Source organism: Streptomyces hundungensis (assembly GCF_003627815.1).
Taxonomy (GTDB): Bacteria; Actinomycetota; Actinomycetes; order Streptomycetales; family Streptomycetaceae; genus Streptomyces; species Streptomyces hundungensis_A.
This window is the reverse complement of record NZ_CP032698.1, coordinates 2,808,887-2,827,564: the sequence shown is the minus strand read 5'-3', so window position 1 is coordinate 2,827,564 and position 18,678 is coordinate 2,808,887. Positions and strand designations below refer to the sequence as shown.

General features: G+C 70.3%; 17 protein-coding genes. 13 read left to right on the top strand and 4 right to left on the bottom strand.

Annotation, left to right across the window (positions count from 1 at the left end):
- Window positions 1-141 precede the first annotated feature (141 nt).
- From DWB77_RS12480 to DWB77_RS12465, 4 genes are all read left to right on the top strand, one after another.
- Window positions 142-486 carry a DUF3817 domain-containing protein gene (locus DWB77_RS12480; protein ID WP_120721340.1) on the top strand — a complete coding sequence of 115 codons (345 nt, stop codon included), beginning with the start codon at window positions 142-144 and terminating at the stop codon, window positions 484-486.
- Complete coding sequence (locus tag DWB77_RS12475; RefSeq protein ID WP_120721339.1) at window positions 483-776, top strand: MTH1187 family thiamine-binding protein; 294 nt, start codon at window positions 483-485, stop codon at window positions 774-776. The genes DWB77_RS12480 and DWB77_RS12475 overlap by 4 nt, the downstream gene beginning before the upstream one ends.
- Window positions 777-1,030: 254 nt before the next feature.
- Window positions 1,031-2,797, top strand: a complete 1,767-nt coding sequence (locus tag DWB77_RS12470) for a glycosyltransferase family 2 protein (protein WP_120721338.1) — start codon at window positions 1,031-1,033, stop codon at window positions 2,795-2,797.
- Between the two features lie 3 nt (window positions 2,798-2,800).
- On the top strand, window positions 2,801-4,756 hold the full coding sequence (locus DWB77_RS12465) for a kelch motif-containing protein (RefSeq protein WP_120721337.1): 1,956 nt from the start codon (window positions 2,801-2,803) through the stop codon (window positions 4,754-4,756).
- Window positions 4,757-4,760: 4 nt separating this feature from the next.
- On the opposite strand, the gene DWB77_RS12460 is transcribed toward DWB77_RS12465, so the two are convergent.
- Window positions 4,761-5,768 (bottom strand): glycoside hydrolase family 6 protein, encoded by a 1,008-nt coding sequence (locus tag DWB77_RS12460; protein ID WP_120721336.1) that lies wholly within the window; start codon window positions 5,766-5,768, stop codon window positions 4,761-4,763.
- Window positions 5,769-5,932: 164 nt separating this feature from the next.
- Here DWB77_RS12460 and DWB77_RS12455 point away from each other — a divergent pair, with 164 nt between their 5' ends.
- The 3 genes from DWB77_RS12455 to DWB77_RS12445 all read left to right on the top strand — a co-directional run bounded on the left by DWB77_RS12455 (window position 5,933) and on the right by DWB77_RS12445 (window position 8,774).
- Window positions 5,933-6,439, top strand: a complete 507-nt coding sequence (locus DWB77_RS12455) for a MarR family winged helix-turn-helix transcriptional regulator (RefSeq protein ID WP_120721335.1) — start codon at window positions 5,933-5,935, stop codon at window positions 6,437-6,439.
- A 177-nt stretch (window positions 6,440-6,616) separates the two neighbouring features.
- Window positions 6,617-6,955, top strand: coding sequence for a DUF3817 domain-containing protein (locus DWB77_RS12450; protein WP_120721334.1), 339 nt, complete (start codon window positions 6,617-6,619; stop codon window positions 6,953-6,955).
- A gap of 118 nt (window positions 6,956-7,073) precedes the next feature.
- Window positions 7,074-8,774 (top strand): acyl-CoA mutase large subunit family protein, encoded by a 1,701-nt coding sequence (locus tag DWB77_RS12445; RefSeq protein ID WP_120721333.1) that lies wholly within the window; start codon window positions 7,074-7,076, stop codon window positions 8,772-8,774.
- A 246-nt stretch (window positions 8,775-9,020) separates the two neighbouring features.
- Here the strand turns inward: DWB77_RS12445 and DWB77_RS12440 are convergent, their stop codons facing one another.
- Window positions 9,021-10,424 carry a sensor histidine kinase gene (locus tag DWB77_RS12440; RefSeq protein WP_120721332.1) on the bottom strand — a complete coding sequence of 468 codons (1,404 nt, stop codon included), beginning with the start codon at window positions 10,422-10,424 and terminating at the stop codon, window positions 9,021-9,023.
- On the bottom strand, window positions 10,421-11,116 hold the full coding sequence (locus DWB77_RS12435) for a response regulator transcription factor (protein WP_120721331.1): 696 nt from the start codon (window positions 11,114-11,116) through the stop codon (window positions 10,421-10,423). The genes DWB77_RS12440 and DWB77_RS12435 overlap by 4 nt, the downstream gene beginning before the upstream one ends.
- A gap of 64 nt (window positions 11,117-11,180) precedes the next feature.
- Between DWB77_RS12435 and DWB77_RS12430 the strand changes: the two genes are divergently transcribed.
- Window positions 11,181-12,326 carry a UDP-N-acetylglucosamine--N-acetylmuramyl-(pentapeptide) pyrophosphoryl-undecaprenol N-acetylglucosamine transferase gene (locus tag DWB77_RS12430; protein WP_120721330.1) on the top strand — a complete coding sequence of 382 codons (1,146 nt, stop codon included), beginning with the start codon at window positions 11,181-11,183 and terminating at the stop codon, window positions 12,324-12,326.
- The gene (locus DWB77_RS12425) at window positions 12,323-13,321 is read left to right on the top strand and encodes an SDR family NAD(P)-dependent oxidoreductase (protein ID WP_120721329.1); all 999 of its coding nucleotides are present in this window, start codon (window positions 12,323-12,325) and stop codon (window positions 13,319-13,321) included. The genes DWB77_RS12430 and DWB77_RS12425 overlap by 4 nt, the downstream gene beginning before the upstream one ends.
- Window positions 13,322-13,379: 58 nt before the next feature.
- On the opposite strand, the gene DWB77_RS12420 is transcribed toward DWB77_RS12425, so the two are convergent.
- On the bottom strand, window positions 13,380-14,015 hold the full coding sequence (locus DWB77_RS12420) for a TetR/AcrR family transcriptional regulator (protein ID WP_120727703.1): 636 nt from the start codon (window positions 14,013-14,015) through the stop codon (window positions 13,380-13,382).
- Between the two features lie 296 nt (window positions 14,016-14,311).
- Between DWB77_RS12420 and DWB77_RS12415 the strand changes: the two genes are divergently transcribed.
- The 4 genes from DWB77_RS12415 to DWB77_RS12395 all read left to right on the top strand — a co-directional run bounded on the left by DWB77_RS12415 (window position 14,312) and on the right by DWB77_RS12395 (window position 18,589).
- Window positions 14,312-15,280: a tetratricopeptide repeat protein gene (locus DWB77_RS12415; protein WP_120721328.1), complete on the top strand. Its 969-nt coding sequence runs from the start codon at window positions 14,312-14,314 to the stop codon at window positions 15,278-15,280.
- Window positions 15,281-15,922: 642 nt separating this feature from the next.
- Window positions 15,923-16,624 (top strand): DUF6230 family protein, encoded by a 702-nt coding sequence (locus DWB77_RS12405; protein ID WP_120721327.1) that lies wholly within the window; start codon window positions 15,923-15,925, stop codon window positions 16,622-16,624.
- 98 nt (window positions 16,625-16,722) lie between these two features.
- A complete protein-coding gene (locus DWB77_RS12400) occupies window positions 16,723-17,226 on the top strand; it encodes a DUF6114 domain-containing protein (protein WP_120721326.1) in 504 nt (167 codons plus the stop codon).
- A complete protein-coding gene (locus DWB77_RS12395) occupies window positions 17,216-18,589 on the top strand; it encodes a hypothetical protein (RefSeq protein WP_120721325.1) in 1,374 nt (457 codons plus the stop codon). Before DWB77_RS12400 ends, DWB77_RS12395 begins: the two co-directional genes overlap by 11 nt.
- The last annotated feature ends 89 nt before the right edge of the window (window positions 18,590-18,678 follow it).

Sequence of the window (18,678 nt, the reverse complement as noted above, 5' to 3'; positions counted from 1 at the left end):
GCCGGGGACCCGCCCCAACAGGGGCAAGGGTGCGATGTCAGAATGAGGAACGTTTGTGCATGCGTTCACAAAGGACGCTGCCGACGATCGACGCCTGACGATCACTGCCGCCCGCTCCCTCCCAGCGAAGGTGCCCCGCCCGTGGACCTCAAAACAGCCTCCGCCCTGCATCGACTCCGACTGATCTCGCTCCCCGAGGCCATCTCGTTCCCGATCCTGCTGGTGTGCTCCGTGCTCAAGCGCACCACCTCGTTCGACGGGGTCATGGTGATGGGCATGGTCCACGGCGTCCTGTTCACGCTGTACGTCCTCTTCTGGCTGGACGCCTGGAACCGCACCAAGTGGTCCGTGAAGACCGGCGCGCTCTACTTCGTGCTCGCCGTGCTGCCCTTCGGCGGCTTCTACGCCGAGCGCAAGATCCGGCGCGAGCTGGACGACGCGGTGATCGCCACCCGCGCCCGCAAGGAAGGCGTGGTCAACGCATGATCGTCGCCTTCTCGGTCAGTCCGCTCGGCGTCGGCGAGGACGTGGGCGAGTACGTCGCGGACGCGGTGCGCGTGGTGCGCGAGTCCGGCCTGCCCAACCGCACGGACGCCATGTTCACCTCCATCGAGGGGGAGTGGGACGAGGTGATGGACGTCGTCAAGCGCGCCGTCGCCGCCGTCGAGGCCCGCTCCAACCGGGTCTCGCTCGTCCTCAAGGCGGACATCCGCCCCGGCGTCACGGACGGCCTGACGTCCAAGGTCGAGACGGTGGAGCGCCACCTCTCCACCTGACGGTGGAGCGCCACCCGTCCACCTGACCGACCGCCCCCGAGGCGATCGAGCGCCCCGAGAGCCCCCGGCCCGCCCCGGCCGGGGGCTCCCGTACGTCCGGAGCGGGGGCGCGCGGAGCGGCCTCGGGCGCGAAAGCCGTCCAGCGTAGAACCGCTCACTCGGAGTACTCCAGTCGACACGCCGGGCTTTCTCCACTTTTGTGGGGATATCAGCCTGTGCAAAAACTCTGCTCGACGACTCAGCTGGAGGGCACCGTGCGTCCGGAGGGCTATGACTACGCCACCCACAGCCGACTGGCCGGACCCCTGACGGAGCCGGGCGCCAAGCCCTACCGGGTCCAGTACCGGAGCCTGCTCTCCCAGGAACCCCACCGCATACGCGCCGTCCTCCTGATGACCCTGGCCCCCATACTCACCGGCCTGCTGCTCGTCTATCTCGTCTGGCCCACCCACTGGGTCGAGCGCGAGGGCGGCGACCGCTGGCTGGTGGACCTCGACATCACGATGCTGGTCTCGATCGCCCTGATCGAACTCTTCATGGTCGCCAACGTCGCCTCCGTCGCCCACGCCACGATGGTCGCCCGCGACCCCGTCCCGGTCACCCCCGAAGAGGGCACCCGGGTCGCCTTCCTCACCACCTACGTACCGGGCAAGGAACCCATATCCATGGTGCGCGGCACCCTGGAGGCGGCCGTCCGGCTCACCCACACCGGGCCCCTGGACATCTGGCTCCTGGACGAGGGCGACGACGAGCGGGCCAAGGCGCTCTGCGCGGAACTGGGCGTACGCCACTTCACCCGCAAAGGCGTCCCCGAGTGGAACACCAAGAAGGGCGCCCACAAGGCCCGCACCAAGCACGGCAACTACAACGCGTGGATCGCGATGCACGGCGGCGGCTACGACTTCTTCGCCTCCGTCGACACCGACCACGCCCCGCTCCCCAACTTCCTGGAGCGGATGATGGGTTACTTCCGCGACCCCGACGTCGCCTTCGTCGTCGGACCGCAGGTGTACGGCAACTACGACTCGCCCGTCACCAAGGCCGCCGAATCCCAGCAGTTCCTCTTCCACGCGCTGATCCAGCGGGCCGGCAACCGCTACCGGGCCCCCATGTTCGTCGGCACCAACAACGTGGTGCGGATCGCGGCCCTGCGCCAGATCGGCGGCCTGTACGACTCGATCACCGAGGACATGGCCACCGGCTTCGAACTGCACCGGCACAAGAACCCGAGGACCGGCCACCACTGGCGCTCCGTATACACCCCGGACGTGCTGGCCGTCGGCGAGGGCCCGGCCTCCTGGACCGACTTCTTCACCCAGCAGATGCGCTGGTCGCGCGGCACCTACGAGACGCTGGTCAAGCAGTACTGGAAGGCGCCCTTCACCATGCCGCCCGGCCGGCTGCTCTCGTACACCCTGATGCTCGTGTACTACCCCATGACGGCCGTCAACTGGCTTCTGGGGATCGTGAGTTGTGTGCTCTTCCTCTGGTTCGGGGCCTCCGGCACCGAGGTCACCGCCTCCGTCTGGCTGATGCTCTACAGCGACGCCGCCGCCCTCCAGGTCGGCCTGTACCTGTGGAACCGGCGGCACAACGTCTCGCCCCACGAACCCGAGGGATCGGGCGGCCTCGCCGGGATGGGCATGTCGGCGCTCTCGGCGCCCATCTACCTCAAGTCGCTCGGCTCGGCCCTGCTGCGCACCCGCGGCCGGTTCGTCGTCACGCCCAAGGGCGGTCAGGCCAGCCCCGACCGGCTGTGGACCTTCCGGATCCATCTGTTCTGGGCGGCCGTGCTCGCCTGCTCGCTGGCCGCCTCCGTGCGCTACGGCCACACCCACGCCGCGATGCGCACCTGGGCCGTGCTCGCCCTGTGCATCGCGCTCGCCCCGGCCGCCATCTGGGCCTGGACCGCGGTACGCGCCCGCACGGCGGCCCGGGGCGCGGCGAAGGCCGCGGGACCACAGCCCAAGGCCACCGGTGAGGCGGAACCCGCCATCGCCACGCCGACAGGAGGGAACTGAGCCATGGCCTTCCGGCCCTCGAAAAGGACGAAGAAGACCCTGCTGGGCGGCGGCGCCGTCGTGGTCCTCGCGGGGCTCAACGCACCCGCGGCCGTCTCCTTCGCCACCGCGCAGTACCACGCCTACGAGATCGCCCAGCCCGAGTACATGCGCCAGTACGGTGCCTGGCACGGCGTCGACATCCCCAAGGACTACCGCACCAACGCCATCCACGCCGCGTTGCTGCACACCGGCAAGGTGCTCATCATCGCGGGCTCCGGCAACAAGCAGACCCACTTCGACGCGGGCACCTTCGACACCGTGCTGTGGAACCCGAAGGACAACTCGTTCAAGAAGATCCCCACCCCCGAGGACTTCTTCTGCGGCGGCCACGCCCAACTCCCGGACGGCAAGCTCCTGGTGGCGGGCGGAACGGCCCGCTACGAGGTCCTGGACGGCGAGGTGAAACGGGCCGGCGGCGGCATGCGGGTCAAGAACGAGGACCCCAACAAGCCCGTCACCCTCAAGAAGGGCACCAAGTTCCGCTCCCCTTCGGGCGTGGAGTACGTGTCGAAGTTCGACGTCACGGTGGGGCGCGCCAAGCGCGAGTTCGAGATCTCGTACTACGCGTCCGGGCAGATGAAACCGTGGAAGACCAAGACCACCGCCGCCGAGGCGCGGGTCTTCGTCGAGGCGGTCAACGAGGGACCCCAGTCGGTCGCCACCGACCAGGCGCAGTACGAGGTCGAGGGCCTGACCGGCAAGGACGCCGACAACGTGTACGGGCTCGCCGAGAAGATCACCCTCGACAAGCAGGACTACCAGGGGATCCGGGCGGCGTACGAGTTCGACCCGAAGGCCGAGAAGTACATACCCGTCGCCCCGATGAAGGAGGCCCGCTGGTACCCGACGCTCACCACGCTCAAGGACGGCCGGGTGCTCGCCGTCTCCGGGCTCGACGACGTGGGCGCCATCATCCAGGGCGACAACGAGATCTACGACCCGAAGTCGAAGCAGTGGTCCAAGGGCCCCTTCCGCTACTTCCCGACCTACCCCTCCCTGTTCCTCACCAAGAGCGGCAAGCTCTTCTACTCGGGCGCGAACGCCGGGTACGGGCCCGCCGACAAGGGCCGCGAGCCGGGCCTGTGGGACGTCGAGAAGAACACCTTCACCAAGATCGGCGGCCTGAACGCCGGCGACCAACTGGAGACGGCCAGTTCGCTGCTGCTGCCACCCGCCCAGGACCAGCGCTTCATGCTCCTCGGCGGCGGCGGAATCGGCGAGTCCAAGAAGGCCACCCCGCGCACCGCCGTGGTGGACCTCAACCAGAACAACCCCGCCTTCACCTCCGGCCCCGAACTCCCGCAAGGCACCCGCTACTTGAACAGCGTGCTCATGCCGGACGACTCCGTCTTCACCACCGGCGGCTCCTCCGACTACCGGGGCCGGGGCGGCTCCAACGTCCTCAGCGCCCAGTTCTACGACCCCAAGGCCAACGCCTTCCGCGAGGCGGCGGACCCCACCATCGGCCGCAACTACCACTCCGAGGCACTGCTGCTGCCCGACGGCCGGGTCGCCACCTTCGGCTCCGACTCGCTCTTCGGCGACAAGAACAACACCAAACCCGGCAAGTTCGAGCAGCGCATGGAGATCTACACCCCGCCCTACCTCTACCGCGACAAGGACAAGCGCCCCGCGCTCGGCGACGGCCCCGAAGCAGCGGCCGCCGACGGCCGCGCGACCTTCAGGACCGACCACCCCGAACGCGTCGTCAAGGCACGCCTGATGCGGCCGAGCGCGGTCACCCACACCACGGACGTCGAGCAGCGCTCCATCGAGCTCGGCCTGACCAAGGACAAGAACTCGGTCACCGTCACCGTCCCCAAGGACCGCGCCCTGGTCCCGCCCGGCTGGTACATGGTCTTCGTCACCGACGCCGAGAACACCCCCTCCGAGGCGAAGTGGCTCCGGGTGGACTGAGCCCTCAGAACCGGGCGCGCCGGGCGAGCCCGAGCGCGTACTCCGGCCACCAGGTGCCGGCGGACGGGCCCCCGCGGCAGGGCCCGTCCGAGTCGCCCGGCCGCTTGATCCACAGATACGCGTCGACGAGCGGGTCCCCGGTGCGCACCGACGGCGGGGACCCGAGGGAGCGGCCCGGGGGATTGCACCAGGCCTGGTCGCGGCCGTCGAGCAGCGGCCCCTCGCCGTTGCGGCTGGTGTCCATGACGAAGTGCTTGCCGTCCAGGGCCTGGGAGAGCTTCGCCCCGTACGCCCGTACCGTCGCGTCGGTGTGGAAGTTGGAGACGTTCAGCGCGAACCCGTCGGCCCGGTCGATCCCGGCCCGCCGCAACGGCTCGACGAGGCTCTGGGGATCCGGGATCCAGGACGGGTTCCCGGCATCGAGATAGACCTTGGTGCGCGGCAGCCCCTTGAGGCGCTCGATCGCCTCGCCGAGCAGCTGATAGCGCTCGGCGTGATGGTCGGGGGTGGTGCACCCGTCGACCATGTGGGCGACCGCGTCGGGCTCCAGGACCACGAGCGCCGGAGCGTCGCCGATCGCCTCGGCGAACATTCCGATCCACGCACGGTAGCCCTCGACCCCGTCCGCCCCGCCCGCCGAGTACTTGCCGCAGTCGCGGTGCGGAATGTCGTACGCCACGAACAGCGCGGTCCGCTTCTCCTTGGCGGCGCCCTCGACGGCCTTGCGGATCCCGGGCCGCGGGTCGTCCCCGGACGGCCAGGTGGCCACGGGTCGCTCGGCGATGCGCCGCAGCACCTGGGCGTCGGCGGTACGGCCCTGCCCCCGCCAGAGTTCGACCTGCCGGGCGGCGTCGCTCTCCGGGTCGACCCAGAAGGGGGCGCCGGGGGCGGGGGCCGCCGAGGTGGCGACCCGGATCGCGGAACCCTCGCCGGGATCCGCGCCGGACGAACAGCCCACGACGGCCGTGAACACGAGGGCGGCGAGGAGAGCGAGAGATCGGTACCGGGACATCGGGCCCCTTGGGGTCGCGAAAACATGACGAAACCGACTCATCGTCACATATGGCCCACCCCGCGCCCGGGAGCGCCACTTGCCGGTGGGGCGGTCGCAGATCACCGGGTACCGAACTTCGAGACGGGGCTGACCGGCATGTGACCAGTGGGTAAGGTCAACGGGTGCCCAAGCCGCTCAGCCTGCCCTTCGACCCCATCGCCCGAGCCGACGAACTCTGGACGCAGCGCTGGGGACCCGTGCCCTCCATGGGGGCGATCACCTCGATCATGCGGGCACACCAGATCCTGCTGGCCGAGGTCGACGCGGTGGTCAAGCCGTACGGGCTCACCTTCGCGCGGTACGAGGCGCTGGTGCTGCTCACCTTCTCCAAGGAGGGGGAGCTGCCGATGTCCAAGATCGGCGAGCGGCTGATGGTCCACCCGACCTCGGTCACCAACACGGTCGACCGCCTCGTGAAGTCGGGCCTCGTCGACAAGCGCCCCAACCCGAACGACGGCCGCGGCACGCTGGCGTCCATCACGGACAAGGGGCGCGAGGTGGTGGAGCGGGCCACGCGGGATCTGATGGCGATGGATTTCGGGCTGGGCGTCTACGACGCGGAGGAGTGCGGGGAGATCTTCGCGATGCTGAGACCCCTACGAGTCGCAGCCAACGACTTCGACTCCTGACCCCCACCCGCCTCGCGCAGTTCCCCGCGCCCCTTAACTGCTCGGCGCTGGCCAGCACCTTCAGCCTGTCCGGCGATTGAGGACGAGCGCCCTTAAGGCGCGAACGGGGTCTGGGGCGGAGCCCCAGGGGTGGGGCCGGGGGAAGATCGCCCGGCATGTCCGGTTAGGCTCGGCCGCATGAAAAAGAGCGTGCTGACCCGCTACCGCGTCATGGCGTACGTCACCGGCGTCCTGCTGGTCCTGCTGACCCTCGGCGTGATCGCGAAGTACATCCTCGACATGAACGGCGCCGCGGACTTCACCAAGATCATCGGCATCGCCCACGGCTGGCTGTACGTGATCTACCTCGTCTTCGCCTTCGACCTGGGCTCCAAGGCGAAGTGGCCGGTCGGCAAGCAGCTGTGGGTGCTGATCGCCGGCACGATCCCCACCGCCGCGTTCTTCGTGGAGCGCAAGGTCTCCAAGGAGCTGGAGCCGAAGGTCGTGGACACCGTCCCGGCCGGCGCCGGCGCCTGACCTCCGCCCCCGCCCCACCCCGCCCCGCCGCAGCGGCACGGCACCCCACCGCCGCGCGAGCAGAACGCGTGGCGGTCGGCCATCGACATTTACTAGGACGTCCAAGTAAATTTGAGCCATGGACGCTGACGCGATCGAGGAAGGCCGCCGCCGCTGGCAGGCCCGTTACGACAAGGCCCGCAAGCGCGACGCGGACTTCACCACCCTCTCCGGGGACCCCGTCGACCCCGCGTACGGGCCCCGGCCCGGCGACACCTATGACGGGTTCGAGCGGATCGGCTGGCCCGGCGAGTACCCCTTCACCCGCGGCCTGTACCCGACCGGCTACCGGGGGCGCACCTGGACGATCCGGCAGTTCGCCGGGTTCGGCAACGCCGAGCAGACCAACGAGCGCTACAAGATGATCCTGGCCGCCGGTGGCGGCGGCCTGAGCGTCGCCTTCGACATGCCGACGCTCATGGGCCGCGACTCCGACGACCCCCGCTCGCTGGGCGAGGTCGGCCACTGCGGCGTGGCCATCGACTCGGCCGCCGACATGGAGGTCCTGTTCCAGGACATCCCGCTCGGCGACGTCACCACGTCCATGACCATCAGCGGGCCGGCCGTGCCCGTCTTCTGCATGTACCTGGTCGCCGCCGAGCGGCAGGGCGTCGACCCGGGCGTGCTCAACGGCACGCTCCAGACGGACATCTTCAAGGAGTACATCGCGCAGAAGGAGTGGCTCTTCCAGCCGGAGCCCCATCTGCGCCTCATCGGCGACCTGATGGAGCACTGCGCCAAGGGCATCCCCGCGTACAAGCCGCTCTCCGTCTCCGGCTACCACATCCGCGAGGCCGGGGCGACGGCCGCGCAGGAGCTGGCGTACACGCTGGCCGACGGTTTCGGCTACGTCGAGCTCGGGCTCAGCCGCGGCCTGGACGTGGACGTCTTCGCGCCCGGCCTCTCCTTCTTCTTCGACGCGCACGTCGACTTCTTCGAGGAGATCGCCAAGTTCCGTGCGGCGCGCCGCATTTGGGCCCGCTGGATGAAGGAGGTGTACGGCGCCGAGTCCGACAAGGCGCAGTGGCTGCGCTTCCACACCCAGACGGCCGGGGTGTCGCTGACCGCGCAGCAGCCGTACAACAACGTCGTACGCACCGCGGTCGAGGCGCTCGCCGCCGTGCTCGGCGGCACCAACTCCCTCCACACCAACGCCCTGGACGAGACCCTGGCGCTGCCGAGCGAGCAGGCCGCGGAGATCGCGCTGCGCACGCAGCAGGTGCTGATGGAGGAGACCGGCGTCGCCAACGTCGCCGACCCGCTGGGCGGTTCCTGGTACGTCGAGCAGCTCACCGACCGCATCGAGGCGGACGCGGAGAAGATCTTCGACCAGATCCGGGAGCGCGGCACCCGGGCGCACCCCGACGGGCAGCACCCCATCGGCCCCATCACCTCGGGCATCCTGCGCGGCATCGAGGACGGCTGGTTCACCGGGGAGATCGCCGAGTCGGCCTTCCGCTACCAGCAGTCCCTGGAGAAGGGCGACAAGCGGGTGGTGGGCGTCAACTGCCACCACGGGTCCGTCACCGGGGACCTGGAGATCCTGCGGGTCAGCCACGAGGTGGAGCGCGAGCAGGTACGCGCGCTCGCCGACCGCAAGTCCCGCCGTGACGACGCGGCGGTGACGGCGGCGCTGGAGGCGATGCTGGCTGCCGCGCGGGATGGCTCGAACATGATCGTGCCGATGCTGGAGGCGGTGCGGGCGGAGGCGACGTTGGGGGAGATCTGCGGGGTGCTCCGCGAGGAGTGGGGCACCTACACAGAGCCCCCCGGCTTCTAACCCCGCCCCCAAAAACCCGTTTTCGTCTGCGGGCCGTGTGTGGCTGGTCGCGCAGTTCCCCGCGCCCCTAAAGGCCCTTCGGTCTGCGGACCGTGCTCGCTTCTCGCGCAGTTCCCCGCGCCCCTAACTACTCGGTGCGGGCCAGCATGGGCAACCTCAGCCCGTCCGGCGATTGAGGACGAGCGCCCTTAAGGCGCGAACGGGGTCTGGGGCGGAGCCCCAGGGGGTCGGGCCCCCACCCCGTGCCTATGGGCGGGTGGGTGGGGGAGCGCCCGGCAGGGTCACCCGGAACAGCGCCCCACCCCCCGGCGCCCCATGCGCCGACACCTCCGCCCCATGCGCCCGCGCAATCTGCCGAGCCATCGCAAGCCCCAGCCCCGACCCCGGCAGCGCCCGCGCCCGCTCCGCCCGGTAGAACCGGTCGAAGACATGAGGAAGGTCGGCCTCCGCGATGCCGGGACCGTGGTCCCGTACCGTCAACTCCGAGCCCGACAGGACGACTTCCACCGGCGCCCCCGGCGGGCTGAACTTCGCCGCGTTGTCCAGGAGGTTGGAGATCAGCCGGGCGAGCCGGGCCGGTACGCCGGGCAGGGTCACCGAGGCGTCGACGAGGTCCAGACGGAACGGCGTCGCCGGCCAGTGCGCCCGCGCCGTGTCCACGGTGTGCGCGAGCAGCGGAGCGAGCCGGACCTCCTCCAGGAGCGGCGTGGGCTCCTCGTCCCGCGCGAGGTCGATGAGGTCGTTGACCAGAACCGACACCTCCCTGATCTGACGGCCGAGCGCCGCCGAGGCCCGCTCGCGCTGCGCAGCCGTCAACCGGTCCGCACGCGCCAGCAGTTCGGCGTTGGTGCGCAGCGCCGTCAGCGGCGTCCGCAGCTCGTGGGAGGCGTCGGCGACGAGCCGCCGCTGGGCCGTCACCGACTGCTCCAGCTCGCCCAGCATCGTGTTGAAGGACGCCGCGAGCCGGGTCACCTCGTCCTCCCGGTGCGGCGGCCCCGGCGGCAGCTCGATGCGGTGGCTCGGGTCGCGGGTGGCCGCGATGTGTTCGGCGGTCGCGGTGAGACGGGCCACGGGGGCGAGGCCCGTACGCGACACCCCGTACCCGAGCCCGGCCGCGAGCAGCACCCCGGCCGCCCCGACCCCGCTCAGCAGCCAGGCCGCCTGGGCCACCCCGTCGCGTACCGTGTCCGAACGCAGCGCGACCTGGAGCGACTTGCCGCTGCCGCCGAAGGTGGTGGTGAGCATCCGGGCGGGCTCGCCGCCGGGCAGGGTGATGTTGGTGGAGTACGGCCTGCGCTCACCCGTGGCGACCTCGCGCACGGGCGGACTCACCGGCAGCAGATAGGGCTTGGCGGGATCCTTCGCCGGGTCGGCGGGGACGACCTGCGCGCAGGCCGGCGCCGACAGATAGCGGCACTCCCCGGCGAGCACCCCGGGCGCCGCGCCCCGGTTCTGCTGGATGGCCAGCGTCGCGGACTGGGTCAGGTTCAGGTCGAGCTGGTGGTACAGCTCGAAGCGGATCACGAAGAACGCCCCCGCGCACACCCCGACCGCGACCAGCGCGACCGCGGCCGACGCGGCCAGCGCGAGCCGAGTGCGCAGCGGCCGGTGCCGGCGCCAACGCACCCCGAGCCGCCGCCGCGCGCTCACGCCGTGTCCAGCCGGTAGCCGACCCCGTGCACCGTGTGGACCAGCCGCGGCTCGCCCGCCGCCTCCAGTTTTCGGCGCAGGTAACCGACGTACACGGCAAGGGAGTTGGAGTCCGGACCGAAGTCGCGTCCCCAGACCAGTTCGTGGATCAGCTCCCTCGGCAGGACCTGGCCCGGGTTGCGCATGAGCAGTTCAAGGAGGGCGAACTCGGTGCGCGTGAAGTCGATTCCGCGCTCGCCCCGGCGGGCGGTGTGGGCGACCGGGTCCACCACCAGATCGGCGTAGCGCAGCTCCTGCGGCTCGGCCGGATCGGGGGCCGCCCGGCGCAGCAACGCCCGTACGCGGGCGATGAGTTCGTCCAGGGCGAAGGGCTTGACCAGATAGTCGTCCGCGCCCGCCTCCAGGCCGTCCACCCGCTCGCTCACCGAGTCGAGCGCGGTGAGCACCAGCACCGGGGTGCGGTCGCCCATCGCCCGCAACTGGCGGCACACCCCCAGACCGTCGAGGACCGGCATCATCACATCCAGGACGATCACGTCCGGCCGCCAGGCCGCCACCTCGGAGAGCGCCGCGAGCCCGTCCCGGGCGCCCCTGACCTCGTACCCCTCCACCGCGAGGCCGTCCTCGACGGCCGCCCGTACCTCCGGCTCGTCGTCGACGACAAGAATTCTGACCGCGCGCGTGGTGCTCATGGGCAAAGCCTGCCAAAGAGCGCTCTTAGAACCCTCTTAGGGCGCCCCGTGAACCTCATGTCCCATGCGCACACCATTGTCAGTAGTGATCGGGGCGGGCGGCACCGGCGGACACATCTACCCCGGGCTCGCGCTCGCCGAGGCGCTGCGGCGGGCCGTCCCCGACGCCGTGATCTCCTTCGTCGGCACGACCCGGGGCCTGGAGGGCGAGCTCATCCCCGGTGCCGGGTACCGGCTGCACACCGTCGACATGATCCCCTTCGACCCCTCCCTCGGCGCCAAGCGGTATCTGCTCCCCGCCGCTCTGCTGAAGTCGGGCGCGCAGTGCCGGGCCCTCCTCAAGGCGCAGGGCGCCCAGGTCGCGGTCGGCATGGGCGGCTACCCGAGCGCGCCCGTCATCGTCGGCGCGAAAATGGCCGGGCTGCCCAGCCTCATCCACGAGTCCAACGCGGTGCCGGGGCGGGCCAACCAGTTCGCGGCCCGGCTCACCCCGCACATCGCGGTCGCCTTCGACCGCAGCCGCGCCCATCTGGCCGGCGGCGAGAACGCCGTCACCACCGGCATGCCCATCGCCGCCTCCCTCGCCTCGCTCGACCGTACGGCGCTGCGGAGCGAGGCCCGCCGGGCGCTCGGCGTGCCGCCCGGGGCGCGGCTCGTCCTCGTCAACGGAGGCAGTCTGGGCGCGGCCCGGCTCACCGCGGCGGCGGTCGGTCTGGCCGAACGGTGGCGGGAGCGGGCCGACGTCCACCTCCTCATCAAGACCGGACCGGCCCAACTCACCGACACCCAGCGCCAGTTGACCGGCCTGCCCGGAGCGCGGGCGGTGCCCTATCTCGACCGGATGGACCTCGCGTACGCCGCCGCCGACCTCGTGGTGTGCCGGGCGGGCTCCGCGACCGTCGCCGAACTCGCCGCGACCGGCGTGCCCGCCGTCCTCGTGCCCTACCCGCACGCCCCCGGCGACCACCAGACCCACAACGCGCGGGTCCTGTCCGACGCGGGCGCGGCCCTGCTCGTGCCGGACGCCGAGACCACCGCGTTCCGCCTGGCCGGACTCATCGAACCCCTCCTGGCCAACCCGGCCCGCCTCGCCGCGATGAGCGGCGCCGCCGACCCCGGCCACCACGCCCACGCCGCCGACCTGCTGGCCGCCCGGGTCCTCCACCTCGCCTCCTACCCCACCTCGTACACCAGGGAGTACGCAGCATGAGCACCACCACCGTTTGGCAGGGCCGCACCGTCCTCGTCACCGGCGCCGAAGGCTTCATCGGCTCGACGCTCGTCGACCTCCTCGTCGAACTCGGCGCCCATGTAAGGGCGTTCGTCCACTACAAGCCGTACGCCGAAAAGGGCCACCTCGCGCATCTGATGGACCACCCGTCGGTGGAGATGATCGCCGGGGACGTCCGCGACGCGGGCCGGGTCTCGGACGCGGTCGCCGGCTGCGACACCGTCTTCCACCTCGCCGCCCTCATCGGCATCCCGTACAGCTACGACTCCCCGGGCGCCTACGTCCAGACGAACGTCGTCGGCACCGAGAACATCGCCGAGGCCTGCCGCCGTCACGCGGTCCGCCGACTCGTCCACACCTCCACCAGCGAGGTGTACGGGACCGCCCTGACCGCGCCGATCAGCGAGCGGCACCCCCTCCAGCCGCAGTCGCCGTACTCCGCGTCCAAGATCGGCGCCGACATGATGGCGCTCTCGCACTGGCACGCCTTCGAGCTCCCGGTCACCGTGGTGCGCCCCTTCAACACCTACGGCCCGCGCCAGTCCGCCCGCGCCGTGATCCCGACCATCCTGGCCCAACTCCATGCGGGCGTACGGGAGATCAAGCTCGGCTCGCTCACCCCGACCCGCGACTTCACCTACGTCACCGACACCGCGCGGGGCTTCCTCGCGGTCGCGGAGTGCGACCGGGCGCTCGGCGAGGTCGTCAACCTCGGCACCGGACGCGAAATAGCCATCGGCGACCTGGCCCGGGCGCTCATCACCGCGTCGGGCCGCGAGGCCTCCGTGGTAGCGGACCCGGCCCGCCTGCGCCCCTCGGGCAGCGAGGTGGAGCGCCTGCTTTCGGACAACACCCGGGCCCGCGAGTGGGCGGGCTGGCAGCCCGAAGTGAGCCTGGAGGACGGCCTGAAGCGGACGTCGGCGTGGGTGGAGGAGAACCTGTCGCTGTTCGCGCCGGGGCGTTACCAGGTCTGAGCGCGCCCCGCGAAAGCGTTCCCAAGCCAGCCACGCGAGGAGGTGGGGGCGGACGGGGCTACGCCGTCGCGGCCAGCCCCGAGCAGATCAGCAGGGTGAACTCCCGGGCCCACTCCTCGTCCACCGGTTCCGCGCTGACCAGCGCCCGGTGCACCACCGCGCCGGCCACCACGTCGAAGATGAGGTCGGTGTGGCGGGCGGAGACCACCGGGTCGGTCTCGTAGGGGAGTTCGCCGCGGGCCTGGGCGCGCTCGCGACCGACCAGAACCAGCCGCTTCTGGCGGTCGACGATGGCCGAGCGGATCCGCCCGCGCAGGGCGTCGTCCCGAGTGGATTCGGCCACCACCGCCATCAGCGCGGTCTTCGTCTCGGGGCGTTCCAGGAGCGCCGCGAACTGGAGGACCACGCCCTCCACATCGGCCACCAGGCTGCCCAGGTCCGGGAGTTCGAGCTCGTCGAAGAGGACCGCGACCGCGTCGACGACGAGCTCGTTCTTGCCTGCCCAACGGCGGTAGAGGGTCGTCTTGGCGACCCCGGCCCGCGTCGCCACGTCCCCCATCGTCAGCTTCGACCAGCCCAGGTCGACCAGCGCCTCGCGGGTCGCCAGCAGGATCGCCGCATCGGCCTCGGCGCTGCGGGGCCGACCGGTGCGACCCGTGCAGGACCGTCTCGCGGCGCGGGATGAAGAAGGCATGTCGGCGACCATACCGGCCGGTAGCAATCGCGCCAGGGGGCGCGCTGTGTGCGCGAGATCACCCCGTGCGCCGGGCCCGCACCAGTTACGCTACGACTCGTAGCGAAAGCCTTGAGCGGCCTTCAGCGACAACCACATGTCACCGGCGCCGGGGTGGGGACCCAGGCGCCACAAGAGAAGATCCGCGGCACGGTCCGTGGCCCCCGATGTCTCGCAATCCGGCGGGAGGCACCGGGTGGGCACGGATCCTGCCACCGGATCACCACGCACCGTCGCGGAAGGGGGAGGATGTACGCATGCAGCCTAGGAACATGTCCATGAGCGGCGTCGTCGACCTCGCCGCGGTGAAGGCGGCCGGAGAGGCCAAGAGCAAGGCGGAGCAGGCGCGAGCCGAGGCCGCCCGGCAGGGCGGGGCCCCGGCGGTCGCACCGTCCGCGCTCGTCATCGATGTCGACGAGGCCACCTTCGAACGCGACGTCCTGACCCGCTCCTCCGAGGTGCCCGTCGTCATCGACTTCTGGGCCGAGTGGTGCGAGCCCTGCAAGCAGCTCGGCCCGCTGCTCGAACGTCTCGTCGTCGAGTACAACGGCCGTCTGCTCCTCGCCAAGATCGACGTCGACGCCAACCAGATGCTGATGCAGCAGTTCGGGATCCAGGGGATCCCGGCCGTCTTCGCGGTCGTTGCCGGCCAGGCGCTGCCGCTCTTCCAGGGTGCGGCCCCGGAGGCGCAGATCCGCGAGACCCTCGACCAGCTGGTGCTCGTCGCCGAGGAGCGCTTCGGTCTGACCGGCATCCCGGTGGACCCGAACGCCCAGGCGCCCGCCGCCGACGCGCAGGTCCCGGCCGGCCCGTATGACGCCCTGCTCGAAGCGGCCGTGGTCGCCCTCGACTCGGGCGATCTGGCCGGCGCGGCCCAGGCCTACCGCAACGTACTGAGCGACGACCCCGGCAACCCGGAGGCCAAGCTCGGCCTCGCGCAGGCCGAACTGCTCCAGCGCGTCCAGTCGCTCGACCCCCAGCAGGTCCGCAAGGACGCCGCCGAGAAGCCGGCCGATGTGGCCGCGCAGATCGCCGCGGCCGACCTGGATCTCGTCGGCGGACACGTCGAGGACGCTTTCGGACGGCTCGTCGAGACCGTGCGGCGCACGTTCGGTGACGATCGCGAGGCCGCGCGGGTACGTCTGCTGGAGCTCTTCGAAGTGATCGGCGGGGACGACCCGCGCGTCACGGCGGCCCGAACCGCCCTGGCGAGGGTGCTCTTCTGACCCTCCTGTGGACGCCGTCGAGCGTTCATCCACCTGTCACCGAATGAGCGCCCGAGCGGGGTAACCGCCGGGTGATTTGGCGACAGAGAGACAAGAGGCGGCCGCGCTTTGCCAAAACTTGGTAAACGCGGCCGCTGTTACTTGCAGTAAGTTGAGCCGCTTCTTACGTCCGCTTTTCTGCGGCGATTTCCCCTTCTGTCCGGTCACTCGGCGGCACCCTGAGTGCCCGCTCGATGCCGACCGGTCGCACCTCGGTTATCAGGCCGTTACTGGCTAGTAACGACCCCCCTTGTGCCCCGGCCCGGAATGGACCACGATCGGCCACGCTCGGTCCAATAACGCACCAGCCCGACAGCCATTCGGCGCTGCCGCCCACTTGGGTCCCCACCGAGCCGACCGGTGACGTTGACACCGGCCGTGGACAGGGGGGTCTCTGCTCTCCGGCAGGGCCTGTCCAGAGGTTGCGCGAACGCGTGGCCAGTGGTTGTCGCTCGGGGGTGATCGCCGGTGTCGGACGGTGCGCGAGTCGTACGCGATCGACCTCCCGTGCGCTCCCCTTCCCGAGGACGTAGCACTTCTCCCATCCCGTGACAGCCCTTGAGGGTCCGTCCCGGAGATGTACGTCCGAGAAGGAGGAAAGTCATGGAGTCCCAAGTACGTGGCGGGACCAGATGGAAGCGGTTCGCTCTGGTCATGGTGCCGAGCGTGGCCGCGACGGCCGCGATAGGCGTCGGCCTTGCGCAGGGCGCGCTGGCGGCGTCGTTCAGTGTGTCGGGTGTCGACTTCAAGGTGACGGCCGAGAAGCTGGACGGCCAGAACCTCTTGCAGTACGGGAGCGTTGCCACCGGCAAGTCCCTCCAGGGCCAGGACATGCACAACCCTGTTGTGGTCTCGGGCTTCAGCCACGCTGACATCAGCAAGATGTGTCAGTCGGTGGTGCAGCCGTTGCCGATGGGCCTCGGCTACGTGACCATGAAGTTGAAGGCGGGCGGCGGCCAGGAAAAGATCGCTGCGGACAACATCTACCTGGATGTTTCCGAGCTCTCGACCGATGCCAAGTTCACGCACATCGACATCGGTGTCGCAGCGGGTGAGGGCAAGAGGGACAAGGACGGCAATCTCGTCACCTCGGTCCAGCCCGGCGCTGACGGCAAGGTCGCGCCCGGTTCCCAGTACGGCTTCGCGCAGCGAGCCGACCGGGCGGAACTGAGCAACGTGGAGCAGCGGGCGTGGGCCACCACGGCCGGCTCTTTCAAGCTCCCCGGCCTCAAGCTCAGCCTGGCCGTGGACAAGGACGCGAAGAAGAACGAGTGCGGCTCCTGGCAGGACGAGTTCAAGCAGTAGGAACTCCGTCCGGTGGCCGCTGACCGTTCCAGCGTTCGGCGGCCACTGGAACTCTCCATCTTTCTCACAGCAATTGCGGTACCAGGGAGCTGTTTTCCATGAGCGCCGAGACCACGGGTTCCCGCGACTTCCGATACTGGCGGCTTCGTTTCCGGGCATGGAGGGGCCACAGGCCGTTCTGGGCCGGGCTGCTCACCATGGCCGGTGGCGTGCCCATCATGTACTTCCCGTACGCCAACATGCACCTCGGGAACGTCACGCTGGCCATGTCGACCACGGCCGGTGCGGGCTCGCTCATCATCGGCGTTCTGCTGGTCACGCTCGGCCTGACCATGTGGTTCCACAGTGTGGTGCGGACGTTCGCAGGCGTCGCCGCGATCCTCCTGGCGCTGATCTCCATCCCCATCGCCAACATCGGCGGCTTCGTCATCGGCTTCCTGCTCTCCCTGTTCGGCGGTGCGCTGGCCTGCGCCTGGGTGCCGACCAAGCCGCGTCGGCGCGACAAGGTCGAGGCCGAGCAGGTCGAGAACACCCCGGAGCCTGGAACCGCCGCCACCGAAACGACAGTTGACGCCAACGGCGGGAGGAACAGTGCGGGGTGACCAGACGCAGCTGGACTCGACCGGAGGCGGCGACCCGCGGGAAAGAAGAGGGCCGCGCCACGCGGCTCCCAGGAAGTCCCTGCTGACCAAGTGGCACATGCCCGCCGGCAAGGCGATGGCCCTGGCCGCCATGCCCACGGCCGTCCTGATGGGCATGTCCCTCACGCCCAAGCTCGCGATGGCCGACGACAAGACGGACATCCCGTTCGCACCCGGCCCCTGTGTGACCCGCTCGGACAGCCCCTCGGCCTCGCCGAGCCCGTCCAGCAGCGCGTCCGGCAAGGCGTCGCCGAGCCCGTCGGCGTCGGCCTCGTCGAAGGCTGACGACAAGGCGGCGGACGACAAGTCCGCGGACTCCAAGACGCCCACGCCCACCGCGACCGGCTCTGTCGGGGACACCGTCGACAAGCTTCTGAAGCCGGTGACCCCGCCCTCGGCCAAGCAGCCGACCGCTGCTCAGCCGCCGGCGACGCAGACCGCGACGCCGCCGCCCGCGAAGAAGACCAACCCGCTCGACCCGCTGGGTCTGGGGGACGCGCTCAAGGGTCTCTTCGGCATACATGACACGCCGACCTCGACGCCCACGCCGAGCACCTCGACGCCGCCCGCGCCGAAGCCGTCGGCGAGCACGGCCGCACCCAAGGCCACGGCGAAGCCGTCGACCAAGCCGGAGGCGAAGTCGGCCAAGCCGAGCACGCCCACCGCGAAGACGGGCGACGCGACGCTCGACAAGACGGCTGAGGCGATCAAGAAGGCGGCCGACGAGGCCGGCCAGAAGGTCACCGAACTCCCGGACGCCGCAAAGGGGTTGGACCCCAAGCTGGACACCGCCATCCCCGACGGTGCCAAGCCCCGCTTCCCCTGCCCGACCGCCGACCCGAAGGCGCTCGCGGCGGCCAAGCTGGACGGTGGCGTACCGACGCTGCCGAGTCAGCCCTGGATCCTCAAGAGCTCGAAGCTGACCCTGTACGGCCTGAACTATGAGGGCATCGTCGAGGTCAAGGCGGGCGAGACAACCAAGAAGGTCCTGAAGTTCACGGCGTCGGCCATCGACATCGACAACCTGGACCAGCAGGTGTACGGACCCGAGGTGAACGGGAAGCCCACCACCGCTCACGTCGTTGCTCGTTCCGGTTCGAAGTCGACGATCACCAACGGCACCGTGACGATGTACACGGAGGAGCTGAAGGGCAACCTCCTCGGCCTCATTCCGATCACCTTCAGCCCTGAGACCCCGCCCCCGGTGAACATCCCGATCGTCTTCTTCACCAACGTGACGATCCGTCAGGCAGGCCAGTTCGGCGGCACTCTGAAGGTCCCGGGCCTGCACAACTACGTCACGGATGGCAACCCGACGACGTAACCCCGGACGATTCCCAATGACGCCCGCCGAAGGTCACCCCACAAGGGACCTTCGGCGGGCGTCCGCGCGGTCGGGGTGGCCCACACTCG

Bases quoted from the DNA above. Each gene is read 5' to 3' on its own strand.
- DWB77_RS12475 (WP_120721339.1), top strand. From the start codon at position 483: ATGATCGTCGCCTTCTCGGTCAGTCCGCTCGGCGTCGGCGAGGACGTG.
- DWB77_RS12465 (WP_120721337.1), top strand. From the start codon at position 2,801: ATGGCCTTCCGGCCCTCGAAAAGGACGAAGAAGACCCTGCTGGGCGGC.
- DWB77_RS12460 (WP_120721336.1), bottom strand. From the start codon at position 5,768: ATGTCCCGGTACCGATCTCTCGCTCTCCTCGCCGCCCTCGTGTTCACG.
- DWB77_RS12450 (WP_120721334.1), top strand. From the start codon at position 6,617: ATGAAAAAGAGCGTGCTGACCCGCTACCGCGTCATGGCGTACGTCACC.
- DWB77_RS12445 (WP_120721333.1), top strand. From the start codon at position 7,074: ATGGACGCTGACGCGATCGAGGAAGGCCGCCGCCGCTGGCAGGCCCGT.
- DWB77_RS12435 (WP_120721331.1), bottom strand. From the start codon at position 11,116: ATGAGCACCACGCGCGCGGTCAGAATTCTTGTCGTCGACGACGAGCCG.
- DWB77_RS12430 (WP_120721330.1), top strand. From the start codon at position 11,181: ATGCGCACACCATTGTCAGTAGTGATCGGGGCGGGCGGCACCGGCGGA.
- DWB77_RS12425 (WP_120721329.1), top strand. From the start codon at position 12,323: ATGAGCACCACCACCGTTTGGCAGGGCCGCACCGTCCTCGTCACCGGC.
- DWB77_RS12420 (WP_120727703.1), bottom strand. From the start codon at position 14,015: ATGCCTTCTTCATCCCGCGCCGCGAGACGGTCCTGCACGGGTCGCACC.
- DWB77_RS12415 (WP_120721328.1), top strand. From the start codon at position 14,312: ATGCAGCCTAGGAACATGTCCATGAGCGGCGTCGTCGACCTCGCCGCG.
- DWB77_RS12405 (WP_120721327.1), top strand. From the start codon at position 15,923: ATGGAGTCCCAAGTACGTGGCGGGACCAGATGGAAGCGGTTCGCTCTG.
- DWB77_RS12400 (WP_120721326.1), top strand. From the start codon at position 16,723: ATGAGCGCCGAGACCACGGGTTCCCGCGACTTCCGATACTGGCGGCTT.